Below are 13778 nucleotides of genomic sequence, written 5' to 3' on the forward strand. Positions count from 1 at the left end.
TGTCTTGTTCGGAGGGACGACGCTGCGGCAGCGCGGCAGCTTCATTGCCGCCCGCTGCCTGACGCTCAACGCCCCAAACCGCCCATCAGCATGTATTTCAGTTCGGTGTACTCATCGAGTCCATACTTCGAGCCTTCGCGACCCAAGCCCGATTGCTTGACGCCGCCGAACGGCGCGACTTCGGTGGACAGAATCCCTTCGTTGATGCCCACCATGCCGCTTTCAAGCGCTTCGCCGACGCGCCACGCGCGCGCCAGGTCCCGCGTGTAGAAGTACGCGGAGAGCCCGAACGGCGTTGCGTTTGCGGCGGCCACGGCCTCCTCTTCAGTGGTAAAGCGAAAGCACGCAGCGACCGGCCCGAAGGTTTCCTCCTGCGCGATCAGCATCGAACTCTTTGCATCGACGAGAACCGTCGGTTCATAAAAGGTGCCGCCTAGCGCATGCGGCCTGGCGCCGGTCAGCGCCCGGGCGCCCTTCTGCAACGCGTCCGCGACATGCGCTTGCACCTTCGCCAACGCGGCCGGATTGATGAGCGGCCCTTGTTCCACATCGCCCTGCAGCGCGTTGCCCACGCGCATCTTGCGCGCGGCCTGGGCGAGCGCCTGCGTGAACGCGTCGTAAATGCCGTCCTGCACGTAAAAGCGATTCACGCAGACGCAGGTCTGTCCGGTGTTGCGAAACTTCGACGCCATCGCGCCTTGCACGGCGGCGTCGAGGTCGGCGTCGTCGAAAACGATGAACGGCGCATTGCCGCCCAACTCGAGCGAGAGCTTTTTCAACGTATCCGCCGACTGCTTCGCAAGTAATTTGCCGACGCGCGTCGAGCCGGTGAACGAGAGCTTACGCACCACGTTCGACTCGGTCAGCGCGCCGCCTATCGCGGCCGCATCGCCGGAAACGATGTTGAACACGCCCGGTGGAATGCCCGCCTTCTCCGCCAGCACGGCGAGCGCGAACGCCGACAACGGCGTCTCTTCCGAAGGCTTGAGCACCATCGTGCAGCCGGCCGCGAGCGCGGGGCCGGCCTTGCGCGTGATCATGGCGAGTGGGAAATTCCACGGCGTGATGGCCGCGACCACGCCGCCGGGTTCGCGCGTCACGATGATCTTTGCGTTCGGATTCGGGCTTGGAATCACGTCGCCATACGCGCGCTTCGCTTCTTCCGCGAACCATTCGAAGAAGCTCGCTGCGTAGCCGACTTCGCCGCGCGCCTCGGCGAGCGGCTTGCCCTGCTCGCGCGTCAACAGTTCGGCCAGTGCGTCGCGATGCTCGAGCATCAACTCGCCCCAACGTCTGACGCGCGCGCCGCGCTCCTTCGCGGTCAACGAGCGCCAGGCGGGAAACGCGCGCTCTGCCGCGGCAATGGCTTGCGTCGCCTCGGCCGCGCCGCCTTTTGCGACTCGCGCGATCACTTCGCCTGTCGCCGGATTGAGCACCGGGTACGTGCTCGCGCCGTCGTGCCACTCGCCGCCGATGTAATGTCCGGTCCGCAAGAACGGGTTCATGCGGCTTCCTCCAGTTGGCCGGCGAACGCGCCTTGTGCCGGCCGCGGCTCGCGCGCAATGCGCTTGCCGGCGGTATAATCGTTGATCAGGTCGCACGGCGTGTAGTTGCGTTCGAGCTCGAACAGTTCGTCGTCGGAAAGCGCGGTGCTAAGCGCGGCCACGGCGCTGTCGAATTGCGCGGGCGTGTCCGCCCCGACCAGCATGCTGGCCACGCCTTTATGCGCGAGCACCCACGCCTGTGCAATCTGCGCGGGCGACACGCCGCGCCGCGCGGCCACGCGCGCCACCGACGCCGCAATCTCGCGCGACACGCCGTCGCCGTACATTTGCGCGGTGAAGAAGTCGGTCTGATTGCGCGTCGAGTGGGCGTCGCTTGTCAGGAGCCCGCGCGCGAGCGGACTGAACACCGAGACGCCGACGCCCTGATCCTCGCAGTACGGAATCATTTCGCGCTCTTCCTCGCGATAGGCCAGGTTCAACTGCAGCTGCATGTTGATCGGCTTGTGCCAGCCGTTGCGCTCGCAGGCCTGCATGATCTTTGCGAACTGCCACGTGTACATGGTCGAGACGCCGATGTAGCGCGCCTTGCCCGCGCGCACAATGTCGTTCAGCGCGGCCATGGTTTCTTCGACCGGCGTGTTCACGTCGAAGAAATGCAGCATGTAGATGTCGACGTAATCCATGCCGAGGCGCGTGAGCGACCCGTCGATGCCGTCCATGATGTGCTTGCGCGAATGGCCGCCCGCGTTCTGATAGGCGCCCATGTCGTAGCCGACTTTTGTGGTCACTACGATTTCCTCGCGGCGCGCGAGGCGCTTCAGGATGCGCCCCACCACTTCTTCGCCGACACCCGTCGAATAGAAATCGGCGAGGTCGATGAAATTGACGCCGGCTTCGAGCGCGTGGCGAACAATCGGCTCGCTGCGCGCTTCGTCGAAAATCCAGGGCTTCCATTGCGGCGTGCCCATGTTCATGGTGCCGAGGCACAAGCGCGAAACCTTCAGGCCGGATTGGCCGAGGCGAACGTATTCCATGAAACCTGTCTCCTTACAGATGGATGCGGCTGCGTGCGAGCGGTGCCGCTATCAGCGTTGTTTCGGTGTGTAGAAGGGATTCGAGACGTCGCGCGCGGCCGCGAAGACTTCGTCGCGATGCGGCAGGCCTTTCATCGCCGCGAGAATGGCGTTTCTGCACGCGCGGTAGTTGTTTTCGAAGACGGCGTCGAGGTCGTCAGTCGCGGGATTGACCCAGTTCGCCGACACCACCACCCAATCGTTCTCCGCCTCGGGCGGCAACGTGCCGTTCTCCAGCGACTCGGCCACCGCCTTCGCGATGCCGGCTTGCGATGCGCCCCATGTCGCGTTGCCGTGGAACTCGCTGCCGATTTGCGCCTTGTTCACGTAGAGCGTCAGCGGCTTGGTGGGCACGCCAGGGCGCGCGATCACGACGAACGGCGCGTGTCCCGCCGAGGGTGTCGCGAGCGCCGTCGCAAAAGCCTGGCCCGCGGGCCCGTTGCGCGGGCCGACCAGCACGTTGATATGGGCGAGATTCACGCCCGGGCCCTCGAATCCTTCGCCGATAAAAAGTTGTTTGTCCGCCGATACGCTCATGGTCTTTCCGTCGAGTTAAGTGGATGACCAATTGTGGCGTTCGACGTCCGCGACCATGTATCGATGAGTTTTGATCCGGGGTATGAGGCGAACTCAACTCCGGATTTCCCCGGAGTGGTCGAGTAAGAGGCGCGCTTTGTCGCTGGCCGCGACGCACGCAAAGGTGAGTGTTTTCGGGACTTGCCGCGGCGAGGTGTGCAGGAGAGCGAAAGGTGAGCATCCGCGAGATGCTTGTTGCACCGACGCGCTGCGTCGGTCCGCTGCCGGCTTCGCTCGTGGCGCGATTAATTCAGCGCGGGGGCGCTTCTCGCGATGCTTCGTACAGCCTGGGAATGCCCGCCAGCCAAGGCTGGCGCGGGGTGGCACGGCATGGGTGAGCCGTGAGTCGTGACCCGGGCTCACCGTGCGGCGGGTGCGCGCCGCGACGAAGCCAGGCTCACCGAAACAAAGCTCAGCGTGTGCGTTGTCCGTCAGGATCAATCACGGGCAGCGCGAATCGAATCCAAAGGTGAGCCTTTTCGGGACCTGCGCAGCGGTGCGAAAAAAACGCGCTGCTGCATCACTTGAGAGATGCCCGTCAAAGCGATACGCGCAAAAAGGCGCGCCGCCGCCGCGCATCAGGCATCGATGAGAAAACGTTCGCGGTTCTTGCCGGCGAGCCACGCGGGCGAACGGCCGCGGCCGCTCCACGTTTCGCCGGTTTTCGGGTTGCGATACTTGGCGACCGCTGCGCCTTTGCGCACCGCCGGGCGAGTTTTCGCGAAGCCGAGTTCCTCCGCGGTGAGATCGTATTCGGCAATTTTTTGCCTGATGTCGGCGATCGCTTGCGCGATTTCCTTTTCGCGAGCCGCCGCGACCTCCTTGTGAAGCTTCTCGAGCTGCGCAGTCAACTGCTTGTATGAGGCCATGACGGATGCTCCAGTGATTGTGGCGAACCGAAGTGCGAACGCTACCAGACGAATAAAACGTCGGATAGAGCGCCCGTCACCGCGCGTTGTTTGAAGGGGCGGCGGAACACACGAGGCGCGCGCATTCAATCGTCGACGGCATCGTACACGCGGCGTTCGAAGTCGACTGCCATGGGAAACGGCTCAATGGAGCGGCGCTGGATCAGCATGAGTCCGATCAGATCTTCCACCGGATCGGCGAACCAGCTCGTGCCGAAAGCGCCGGGCCAGCCGAACGAGCCCATCGACCGATAACCTTGCGGCAGTTGCTGCGCCGGATCGTCGACGATAGACAGGCCGAGGCCGAACCCTTGGCCCGCCCACATCACGTGACCAAAAGCCGGCAGGCGGCGCTGGTCGCGCGTCAGGAAGTTCGAGCGCATCAGATCGACGGAACGATGCGAGAGTAAGCGTGTGTCGCCTACGCGTCCGCGGCGCAACAGCAACTGCGCGAACTGCAGATAGTCCTCTGCGGTGGAGACGAGCCCGCCGCCGCCGCTCTGGAAGCGCGCCGGATTCGCCCAACGGCTCGCCGACGCGTGATCCTCGACCACGCGCCGCCGCGTGTCGGCATCGACACCATAAGCGGTGGCGAGCCGCGGCAGCTGCGGCTCCGGCACCCAGAACGCGGTGTCGCGCATGTCGAGCGGCTCGAAAATCCGCGTGCGGAAAAAGTCGCCGAGCGACATGCCGCTCACTCGCGTGATGAGTGCGCCGAGCACGTCGGTTGCGATGCCGTAGTGCCAGCGCGAGCCGGGCTGAAACATCAACGGCAATTCGGCGATGCGCGCGAGCCACGCGTTCACGTCGCCGCGCGCGTCGAAGCCGTTGAACGCGGCCGCGTACGCCTGCGCGAGCGGCCCCATCGCGGTGAAGTGATACGCGAAGCCGGCTCGATGCGTCAGCAGGTCGAGCACGGTCAGCGGTGTGCGCACCGGATCCGTCTCGTCGAGCGGACCGCCCGGATCGCGCAACACGCGCGGCGCGGCGAGCTCCGGCAGCCACTGCGCGATCGGCGTATCGAGCGCGAGCCGGTCTTCTTCCACGAGCATGAGAATGGCGGCGCTCGTCACCGGTTTTGTCATCGACGCAATGCGAAACAGCGTTTCGCGCTCCATCGGCAAGTGAGCAGCGTCGTCGCGCAGGCCGAGCGCCTCGAAGTAGCCGGTTGCGCCACGCCGCCACGCGAGCGCGACGACGCCCGCCACCTCGCCGCGCTCGACGTAGTCCTGCAAAGTCCTCGTCAAGGCCGCGAGCCGGGCCGCTGAAAATCCTGCTTGCATGTCGATGGTGTGTCCCGGCGTGGTGTAGTCGAGGGAAGACGACGAGGCTAAGCCGCGACCGCGACGGCAGTCAATCTTTTTGCCGCTCTTCCAGCGCCGCGAGCGCGGCGTTCAGACGTTTGATGCGATTGACCTGTGTCGGCATGCGGACGGCGTCGGAAACCGAATCGATGCGGTTACGCCAATACGACAGCGGGATTCGGTCTTCAGCGGAAATGTGTGAAATGACGTGTTCGAGATGCTGGATGTCTTTTTCGAGCTGGTGGTGATTCATTCTTTTTCCCCGGAATACTCGTTGACTTAATTCGAAACGCAACGGAAAAGCACACTATGTGCCGCTCTCAACGCATCGTTTTTTGTGTCGGCAACTTCTTCCTCGCTTTTGCCGACCGGCCTCGTCATCGGCAAAAGCTGCTGGTCGCATGCGCTAGCGAACCTGTGAAAATAGAATACTGCCGCGGGATTTGACGTTCCGTTACCTGGCGCACCGACTTCACTCCAGTGCGAAAAAATACAGCGACTTTTTATCGATGTCGATCCGTCCGGAATAAAACGCGGTAACTCGAATTTGATATGCGGAGTGCATTACACGCTCCGTGCGACCAGCCGCATTAGAAGCATCCATTTATGACGCTGGCGCACTTGTCGAAACGGTTTTCCGCGGAATCAGCGAGACGGGGGTGTATATCGGCCGCGCGCGGAAGGCGCGGCGCGTGGAATGCGTTATTTAGCCCGGCAGGCGTAGATCAGGCTGAGGGTGCCGTTGCTCGTGGACCGGCGGACGGTGTCGAACCCGCCGCCGCAGCTCGCGGCGGCCTGCTGCGTGCACGAGTCGGAACCCGCCGGGCATTCCACCAGCGTGGTCGGACGGCCGTCCGACAGAAAGAGCGGCGCGCTGCTGCTGCAGCCGCCCAATGCCGCGCCGGCGGCAAGTGCCAGCATCGCGCCGGTACCGCGCGCCAGGAAAGAGAAGCTCCGGTTCATGTGAAACCCCGATCACGTCTTGTTTTTAGATCACGCGATTGTGCCACGCGACTATGACGCTGCGTGATCCGACGCAAGCGCCGCCGCGGCCGCAGCCGCACGAACGCTTGTTTCAAACTTCGATGCCGTGCGCTGCGATCTTCTTGTAGAGCGTGGCGCGACCCATGCCGATTTGCGCGGCGGTCTCGATCACGCGCCCGCCGTTCGCGCGCAGGGCCTCGCTCAGAAAGCGCTTCTCGAAAGCCGCCATCGCGTCGCTCCACGACGACGGCTGTGCCGCCTGGCCGTTTTCGGCAGCGACCTGCGCGTTGCCGTCCGGCGGCGGCAAGCCGGCGCCCGGCGCGCCGCTCTGCCCCGCACCGATAAACGGCGCGAGCGTCCGCGCGTCGATCCGCTCGCTGTCGGAAAGCATGACGGCGCGCTCCAGCGTATTGCGCAACTCGCGCACATTGCCTGGCCAGCCGTAGGAGCAGAGCAGCCGCAAAGCGTCGTCCTGCAATTCGTAGTGGCTGCCGCCGCGCGCCTGGCTCGACAGATCCTCCAGCATGGCGTAGGCGAGCGCCTCGATGTCGGAAGCGCGCTCGCGCAGCGGCGGAGCCTGGATCGTCAGCACGTTCAGGCGATAAAACAGGTCCGCGCGGAAACGTCCGGCCGCGACGAGCGCCGGCAAATCGGCCGAGGTGGCCGCGATGATCCGCACGTCCGCGCGCACGATCCGGTTCGAGCCGAGCGGCTCGAACTCCTTGTCCTGCAACACGCGCAGCAGCTTGCCCTGCAAAGGCAACGGCATGTCGCCGATCTCGTCGAGGAACAGCGTGCCGCCGTTCGCCAGCTCGAACTTGCCGACCCGCCCCTTGCGGTCCGCGCCCGTGTAGGCGCCCGGCGCCGCGCCGAAGAACTCGACTTCGAGCAGCGTGTCCGGAATCGCCGCCACGTTCACCGTCACGAGCGGCTGGTTCGCGCGCGCCGAGCCGCCGTGGATCGCGTGCGCGAGCAGTTCCTTGCCCGTGCCCGTTTCACCGAGCAGCAGCACCGGCGACTCCAGTTGGGCCGCGCGGCGAGCCTGGCGCTTCACCTCGAGGCTTGCCGTGCTGGTGCCGACAAAACTGCCGAACGTGTATTTGGCCCGACGCGCCTGCGCAAGCGACTGACGCGTCGCGATCAATTCTTCCTGCACGCGCGAGTAGTGCGAAAACAGCGGCGTCAGCGCCTTGAGCTCGTCGAACAGCGCGAAGCCGACGGCGCCGACGGTCTCACCGGCGTCGTCCTTCAGCGGCAGACGCGTGACGACGAGCGGCTCGCGGTCCGTTTCCAGGATATCGAGCAGGATAGGCTTGCCCGTTTTGACGACTTCGCGCATCAGGCTGTTTGGAATCACCGCTTCGCAATCGCGGCCGATGGCCTGCTCCGGGTCGGCAAAACCGAAGCGCGCCGCGTAACGCTTGTTGATCCACACAACGCGCGCTTCGGCGTCGACGATAAACGTGCCTTCGCTGAAGTTTTCGAACGTGCGAAACAGGGAATCCATCGCGCGGCGCAGGACGTCGCCGTAGGTGGCGGGAAGGCCCGCCCAGTCGTTCATCATGTTGTCGCTGTCTCCGGGCTATCGTTTTATTGGCCGCTCTGTCTCTATCCTGAGACAAGCTTATCTCAATAGAGAGATTCGCGGCAAGCCCACTGCATCAAGGCTTCGGCGCCGCCATCGGCCACACGTGGCGCAATTCGCATCCCCGTTCTGAGACGTTTGGGTACAATCGGCGGCGCCGCGTCTCCCGGTTTTCGCGACGTAAGCCCGCCGCGTCGGCGCGGCAGCCGTTGCGAGCCGCATGGCATGGAACCTGCGTTCGCGGGCGCCATGCCGTCGCTACGAGGAGACGGCGCACACGTAGAACAAACCAAGCTTCTGGAGACTCAATGTCCTTTGTCATCGTCCTTGCCGCGCTGGCGTTTCTGATGTTCGCCGCGTACCGCGGCTACAGCGTCATTCTGTTCGCGCCGATCGCCGCGCTCGCCGCCGTCCTGCTGGTCGATCCGGCCGCCGTCGCGCCCGTGTTCACCGGCATCTTCATGGAGAAGATGGTCGGCTTCGTCAAACTGTATTTCCCGGTGTTTCTGCTCGGCGCCGTGTTCGGTAAGGTCATCGAACTGTCCGGCTTCTCCGAGTCGATCGTGGCCGCCGCGATCCGCTACATTGGCCGGTCGCGCGCGAATGCCGTGATCGTCGCCGTGTGCGCGCTGCTCACCTACGGCGGCGTCTCCCTGTTCGTGGTGGTGTTCGCGGTGTATCCGTTTGCCGCCGAACTGTATCGCCAGAGCAATATCCCGAAGCGCCTGATGCCCGGCGCCATCGCCCTCGGCGCGTTCTCGTTCACCATGGATTCGCTGCCTGGCACGCCGCAAATCCAGAACATCATCCCGACCACGTTCTTCAAGACGACCTCGTGGGCCGCGCCCGCGCTCGGCGTGACGGGCTCGCTGTTCATCATCGTGGTGGGTCTCAGCTATCTCGAATGGCGCCGCCGCTCCGCGATGGCAGCCGGCGAAGGCTATGGCACGGAACTCGTCAACGAGCCGGAGCGCGTCGAGTCGAAGCAACTGCCGCATCCGTTGCTCGCCATTGCGCCGCTGGTCCTCGTGGGCGTCGCGAACTTCGTGCTGACGCGCTGGATTCCGACCGCCTACGGCGCTTCGTACACCGTCGCGCCGGACATTCTGCCGGGCGTTCACGCGCCGCTCACCACCACGATCAAGACCGTGGTGGCCATCTGGGCTGTCGAGGGCGCGCTGCTCCTCGGCATCGTCATGGTCGTGCTGACGGCCTTCGGCCGCGTGCGCGAGCGCTTTGCGATCGGCACCAAGGCCGCCGTGGCGGGCGCGCTGCTGGCGTCGCTGAACACGGCGTCGGAATATGGCTTCGGCGGCGTCATCGCGGCGTTGCCGGGCTTTCTCGTGGTCAGCGACGCGCTGAAGAGCATCCCGAATCCGCTCGTCAACGCGGCGGTGTCGGTCAGTTCGCTGGCGGGCATTACCGGCTCGGCCTCAGGCGGCATGAGCATCGCGCTCGCGGCCATGTCGGACGTGTTCATCAAGGGTGCCGAGGCCGCGCATATTCCGATGGAAGTGCTGCACCGCGTGGTCGCCATGGCAAGCGGCGGCATGGACACGCTGCCGCACAACGGCGCGGTGATCACGCTGCTGGCCGTGACCGGATTGACGCACCGTCAGTCGTATCGCGACATTTTTGCGGTGACCGTCATCAAGACGCTGGCGGTGTTCTTCGTGATCGCCGTCTATTACACGACGGGGCTCGTGTAAGCGCCGGATTGCTTCGGGAGAGGATGCCGGCCAGCTCGCCGGCATCGCGACTTTTGATCGGTTATCGTGTCAGCCCGACACTCTCAGCCGTGAGATGCAATCTCCATGAGCCCCACCCCCGCTTTCTGGATGATCCCCGGCGCCCCGACGCCGGTCGGCCCGTTTAGCCACGCCGCCGAAGCCGACGGCTGGGTGTTCCTCACGGGCCAGATGCCCACCTCTCCCACTGACGACGCCGCGCCGCTTCCCGAAGGCGTGGTCGCGCAAACCCGGCGCGTCATGGACAACCTCGTGCTGGTGCTGAAGGGCCTCGATCTCGGCCTGCAACACGTGGTCGCCGTGCGCATTTTCCTCACCGAGTTCAAGCGCGACTACGCGGCAATGAACGAGACGTATCGCGCGTACTTTCCCGCCGACGCGCTGCCCGCGCGCACCTGCATCGGCGTCACTGCCTTGGCTCGTGACGCGCTGGTGGAAATCGACTTCGTCGCACGCCGGCCGGGCTGAGCCGCAACGCCGCCGCGCGGGTTGACGGCGCACGTTGAACGCGCAACGTGAGGCGCGGGTTGAATTCGCGGCTCAACGCGCCGATTCTTCGTCGACGCCATAGTGGTCGCACAAGGCTTCGTGCAGCGACACGGCGCGCTCGTCCATTTCGGTGGTCCAGCTTGCGCTGTCGTTGCACAGCCGCTGCAACTGCCTGCATGCGTCGACGAACCTCGGCTCCTTCACGATCACAAACGCGCCGCTCGCGCTATGCGCCCAGCCGGCGAGCGCCTGCCGGTCTTCTTCGTCGACAATGGCAAGAAGCCGCGGCAAATCGTTTTTCAGATGCTCCTTGAGCATGGCCGTGTAGCGGGCTTTGTCGTCGGCGGCGAGGGTGTTTCGCGGTGCGGCGGACGCGGCTGCGGGCTCGGCCACCGGCGCTGCGCGGTCTTCCGGCGCAGGCGCCACCGCGGCCAATGCAGCCTCCAGTTCGCTCAACGAGGCAGGCTTCGACACGTGGCCGCTGAAGCCGCGCTCGCGCCAGCTTTGCGCTTCCTGATCCTCGGCCACCGCGCTGAACGCGAGCACCGGCAGTTGCGGGTCCAGCTTGCGCAGCGCGGCGAGCAGCGCATAGCCGTCCATCGCAGGCATATGGATATCGGTGAGCACGACGTCGAATGAAGTGGTCTCGAAGAGGCCGAGCGCCTGCTCGCCATCGGCCGCGATGGCCGGCACGCACCCGAGCGTGGCCAACTGTTCGGCGATCAGGCTCTGAATCAGCGGATTGTCCTCGGCGACCAGAACCCTGAGACCTCGCAACGCGGGATGCACCGCGAGCGGAGCCGTTGCGCCGGACGCCTTGTCCGATGTCGCGAACGCCGCGCCCGCGACGGGCGCGCCGTCGGCGGCCAGTTCGATGGCCGCGCGCACCGCCGTCCCGCTGAATTCCGTCACTTCCAGCACGCCCTCGCCGCGCGCCTGCGGCCGCTCGGGGCCACCTTGCGTGATCCACACGGCGTTCACCGGCTGCAACGCACGCAAGCCGGCAATCGTGTCCAGATCGTAGGCGCCGGAGACGATCAACGCCTTCGGGCGGTGGGTGCGCAGCCACGCCTGCGCGTCGGCCAGCGTCGACACCACGTGTGCGTGCAAGCCGAAATGTTCGAGCCAGCGGCCGAGCAGATCGACAACCTGCCGATCGTGAAAAAGCGCGAGCAGCGGCCCGCGTTCAGCCGCTTTGGGCGCGGGTTTTTCCTCCGCGGTTGCGGCGAGCGGAATCGATACATTGAACACGCTGCCCACGCCGACCACGCTTTCCGCGGAAATCGTGCCGCCCATCAGTGCGCACAGGCGCGCGCAAATCACGAGCCCGAGTCCCGTGCTGCCGGCGCCGCGCGATGCGCCCGCCTCGCCCTGCGCGAACGGCTTGAATAGCCGCGCGATCAGTTCGTCGCTCATTCCCGGCCCCGAATCGCAGACGCGGCAATGCAGAACCGGCTCGCCTTGCGCATTGTCGACGAGCTCTGCCTGCAGCGTGATCTTGCCGCTCGACGTGAACTTGAACGCGTTGCTCAACAGATTGTTGATCACCTGCGCGACGCGCATTCTGTCGCCGATAACGGTCCGTTCGAGCGTCGGCGAAAGCAGCGAATAGAAACGGACGGGCCGGTCGCCCGCCATCGACGCATACGAAAGCGCAATGTTCTCGAACGCATCAAGCAGCGCAAACGGTGCACGCACGAGCAGCATTTCGCCGGCATCGATCTTGGAAAAATCGAGAATATCGTTGACGACGCGGCGCAGCGCATCGCCCGCCACGTTCAGGCTCGCAAGCCGCTGCGCATGCGCTTCGAGGCCGGGCGTGCGCGCGAACAGTTCCAGATTGCCGAGCAGCGCGTTCAACGGCGTGCGGATTTCGTGGCTCATGGCGGCGAAGAAATTCGTGCGCGCACGCATCGTCGCTTCCGACGTCTGCTGCGCGTGCCGCAACTCCTGTTCGAGCGCGTGTTGCGCGGTCACGTCGAGGATCGCGCAAAACAGCACGTCTTCGCCGGCGTAACGGGCAGGCGCGTAGGTGAACTGCAGAAACTGGACTTGCGCGGCGTCGGCTTCGTTCGAGCCGGCAGATGCCTGCGGTTGCGAGAGTCCTGCCGGTGTGGGGTGCCCAGGGTTCCCAAGCTGCGCAGGCGGCACCGGCACGGCTGGCGCGACAAAAGCCGCCACCCGCGCAAAAGCGGCAGCCGATGACTGCTTCGGCGCCTCGGCGAGCAACGCGGCGGCAATATGCTGCGGCAGGCGGCTCGTGCCCGGCTCGCTATGCAGCAGTTCGGTGGCGAGCGCGTTCGCCATCAATATCGAATGGTCGCTTTGCCTGACGATGCACAGTCCCACCGGCGTCGCGCTCACCAGAATGTGATTGAGCGTCTCGCTTTCCAACGCGCGCGACGTCTCGGCGAAAGCATTGCGCAACAGCCGCAGACCGAAGCAGCGCGCGGTGAGCGCGATCGCCAGCAGCACCAGCAACGCAAGGCCGCCGATTACGCCGAGCTGCCAGCCCATCGCCAGCGCGAGCGCACTCCACGGCACATAGCCGACGAGCGAGCCGAAGCCAGGCATCAACGACTCGTGGAAGATCGCGCCTTGCCGCCCGAAGTGGAAGACGTGGGGCGCGGTCGCGGCCACCGTCTGTTGCAGCATGGCGCCGGTTTGCGCGTCGAGCGCGGCGGACGACGCCAGAATGCGGCGGTCGGGCGCCATCAGCAGCGTCGCGCCCGCGCCGCCCGGCGGCGCAATGCGCGCCGCGAGGACGTCAAGCGGAATGCTCGCGCTGATCAGCGTGACCGGCGTGTCGCCTTCGTAATACGCGCTCACCGCGGAAATCACCGGCGCATTGCGCAGCGGATCGCGGTACGGCCCGACCCACACGCGCTCGCCTTTGGGCGGCACGCGCTTGCCGGTTTGCAGTTGCAGTTCGCGCTCGATCGTCTCACGCAGCGTGCCGATGACCGCCTCCTGAAGCCCTGCCGGGGCTGTCGGCGGCGCCTCGGCGTGCGCATCCGTATCCGCGCCCGCCAGCGAAGGCACGATCACGGCGTAATCCTCGTGAAGCCCGATGAGCGTGGCGCGCTGCGCAAGTTCAAAGGCCTGCTGCGTCACCAGCGTCGATTGTGCCGCTTCGTAGAGCCGCCCCAGCTTGTCGGCGGATTCTGCGCCCCATGCGGTGCGCGTTGCCTGCCCAACGACGATGTCGAACGCCGCGTCCACCCGCTCCACGTTGCCGCGTGCCGCGCCGGTTTGCGCAATGGACCGCTCCACCGCTTCCGGCGCGCGCCGCACGTCGGTTGCGCTGTCGTAATAGTCGAGCGTCAATTCGGCGCGCCGCAGGAACGACTCCTCCCGATGCAGCAGCAGCGAGAGGTCAGTGCCATTCTGCGACGCGAACGTGCGGCGGTATTCGAGCTGCTTGAGCGCCGCGACCGCGGCGAGTACCAGCGCAAAGACGACCACCATCAGCATCAGCGAGCCGATTGTCGCGAGGTAAACCCGCCGCTGGCGCTGCGCATGGTTGGCGAGCGAGGCAAACGCCTGAGCGAGTGACTCTTGAGTACGATCAAGGATTTTCTGCATCGGCTCAAGTATGGTGCGGTT

Annotated in this window: 11 protein-coding genes; 2 read left to right on the forward strand and 9 right to left on the reverse strand. The window is 65.3% G+C overall.

Annotated elements, in window-relative coordinates; genetic code table 11:
- Positions 1–65: 65 nt before the first annotated feature.
- The 8 genes from ACEN8U_RS01890 to ACEN8U_RS01925 all read right to left on the reverse strand — a co-directional run bounded on the left by ACEN8U_RS01890 (position 66) and on the right by ACEN8U_RS01925 (position 7914).
- Positions 66–1505 (reverse strand): NAD-dependent succinate-semialdehyde dehydrogenase, encoded by a 1440-nt coding sequence (locus ACEN8U_RS01890; RefSeq protein ID WP_310111269.1) that lies wholly within the window; start codon positions 1503–1505, stop codon positions 66–68.
- Positions 1502–2539, reverse strand: coding sequence for an aldo/keto reductase (locus ACEN8U_RS01895; protein ID WP_310111266.1), 1038 nt, complete (start codon positions 2537–2539; stop codon positions 1502–1504). Before ACEN8U_RS01895 ends, ACEN8U_RS01890 begins: the two co-directional genes overlap by 4 nt.
- A 51-nt stretch (positions 2540–2590) precedes the next feature.
- The gene (gene fae / locus ACEN8U_RS01900; protein ID WP_310111264.1) at positions 2591–3115 is read right to left on the reverse strand and encodes a formaldehyde-activating enzyme; all 525 of its coding nucleotides are present in this window, start codon (positions 3113–3115) and stop codon (positions 2591–2593) included.
- 617 nt (positions 3116–3732) lie between these two features.
- The gene (locus ACEN8U_RS01905) at positions 3733–4023 is read right to left on the reverse strand and encodes an H-NS family nucleoid-associated regulatory protein (protein WP_013591311.1); all 291 of its coding nucleotides are present in this window, start codon (positions 4021–4023) and stop codon (positions 3733–3735) included.
- Positions 4024–4148: 125 nt separating this feature from the next.
- Complete coding sequence (locus ACEN8U_RS01910; protein ID WP_310111263.1) at positions 4149–5345, reverse strand: serine hydrolase domain-containing protein; 1197 nt, start codon at positions 5343–5345, stop codon at positions 4149–4151.
- A 70-nt stretch (positions 5346–5415) separates the two neighbouring features.
- Entirely contained in the window at positions 5416–5619 is a 204-nt protein-coding gene (locus ACEN8U_RS01915) for a hypothetical protein (RefSeq protein ID WP_013591309.1), read from the reverse strand.
- A gap of 449 nt (positions 5620–6068) precedes the next feature.
- Entirely contained in the window at positions 6069–6329 is a 261-nt protein-coding gene (locus ACEN8U_RS01920; protein ID WP_014972685.1) for a hypothetical protein, read from the reverse strand.
- 112 nt (positions 6330–6441) lie between these two features.
- Positions 6442–7914, reverse strand: a complete 1473-nt coding sequence (locus ACEN8U_RS01925; protein ID WP_310111261.1) for a sigma-54 interaction domain-containing protein — start codon at positions 7912–7914, stop codon at positions 6442–6444.
- Between the two features lie 329 nt (positions 7915–8243).
- On the opposite strand from ACEN8U_RS01925, the gene ACEN8U_RS01930 reads away from it, so the two are divergent.
- Positions 8244–9644, forward strand: coding sequence for a GntP family permease (locus ACEN8U_RS01930; protein WP_310111258.1), 1401 nt, complete (start codon positions 8244–8246; stop codon positions 9642–9644).
- Positions 9645–9749: 105 nt separating this feature from the next.
- Entirely contained in the window at positions 9750–10151 is a 402-nt protein-coding gene (locus tag ACEN8U_RS01935) for a RidA family protein (protein WP_310111256.1), read from the forward strand.
- Positions 10152–10223: 72 nt separating this feature from the next.
- Here the strand turns inward: ACEN8U_RS01935 and ACEN8U_RS01940 are convergent, their stop codons facing one another.
- Positions 10224–13757 carry a response regulator gene (locus ACEN8U_RS01940; RefSeq protein WP_310111254.1) on the reverse strand — a complete coding sequence of 1178 codons (3534 nt, stop codon included), beginning with the start codon at positions 13755–13757 and terminating at the stop codon, positions 10224–10226.
- Positions 13758–13778 lie beyond the last annotated feature (21 nt).

The organism is Paraburkholderia phenoliruptrix (assembly GCF_047325075.1).
In the GTDB taxonomy this organism is placed as follows: Bacteria; Pseudomonadota; Gammaproteobacteria; order Burkholderiales; family Burkholderiaceae; genus Paraburkholderia; species Paraburkholderia phenoliruptrix.

Coding starts and splice junctions, on each gene's coding strand:
- ACEN8U_RS01890 (WP_310111269.1), bottom strand. CDS start 1,505: ATGAACCCGTTCTTGCGGACCGGACATTACATCGGCGGCGAGTGGCAC.
- fae (WP_310111264.1), bottom strand. CDS start 3,115: ATGAGCGTATCGGCGGACAAACAACTTTTTATCGGCGAAGGATTCGAG.
- ACEN8U_RS01925 (WP_310111261.1), bottom strand. CDS start 7,914: ATGATGAACGACTGGGCGGGCCTTCCCGCCACCTACGGCGACGTCCTG.
- ACEN8U_RS01935 (WP_310111256.1), top strand. CDS start 9,750: ATGAGCCCCACCCCCGCTTTCTGGATGATCCCCGGCGCCCCGACGCCG.
- ACEN8U_RS01940 (WP_310111254.1), bottom strand. CDS start 13,757: ATGCAGAAAATCCTTGATCGTACTCAAGAGTCACTCGCTCAGGCGTTT.
- ACEN8U_RS01915 (WP_013591309.1), bottom strand. CDS start 5,619: ATGAATCACCACCAGCTCGAAAAAGACATCCAGCATCTCGAACACGTC.
- ACEN8U_RS01910 (WP_310111263.1), bottom strand. CDS start 5,345: ATGCAAGCAGGATTTTCAGCGGCCCGGCTCGCGGCCTTGACGAGGACT.
- ACEN8U_RS01920 (WP_014972685.1), bottom strand. CDS start 6,329: ATGAACCGGAGCTTCTCTTTCCTGGCGCGCGGTACCGGCGCGATGCTG.
- ACEN8U_RS01895 (WP_310111266.1), bottom strand. CDS start 2,539: ATGGAATACGTTCGCCTCGGCCAATCCGGCCTGAAGGTTTCGCGCTTG.
- ACEN8U_RS01930 (WP_310111258.1), top strand. CDS start 8,244: ATGTCCTTTGTCATCGTCCTTGCCGCGCTGGCGTTTCTGATGTTCGCC.
- ACEN8U_RS01905 (WP_013591311.1), bottom strand. CDS start 4,023: ATGGCCTCATACAAGCAGTTGACTGCGCAGCTCGAGAAGCTTCACAAG.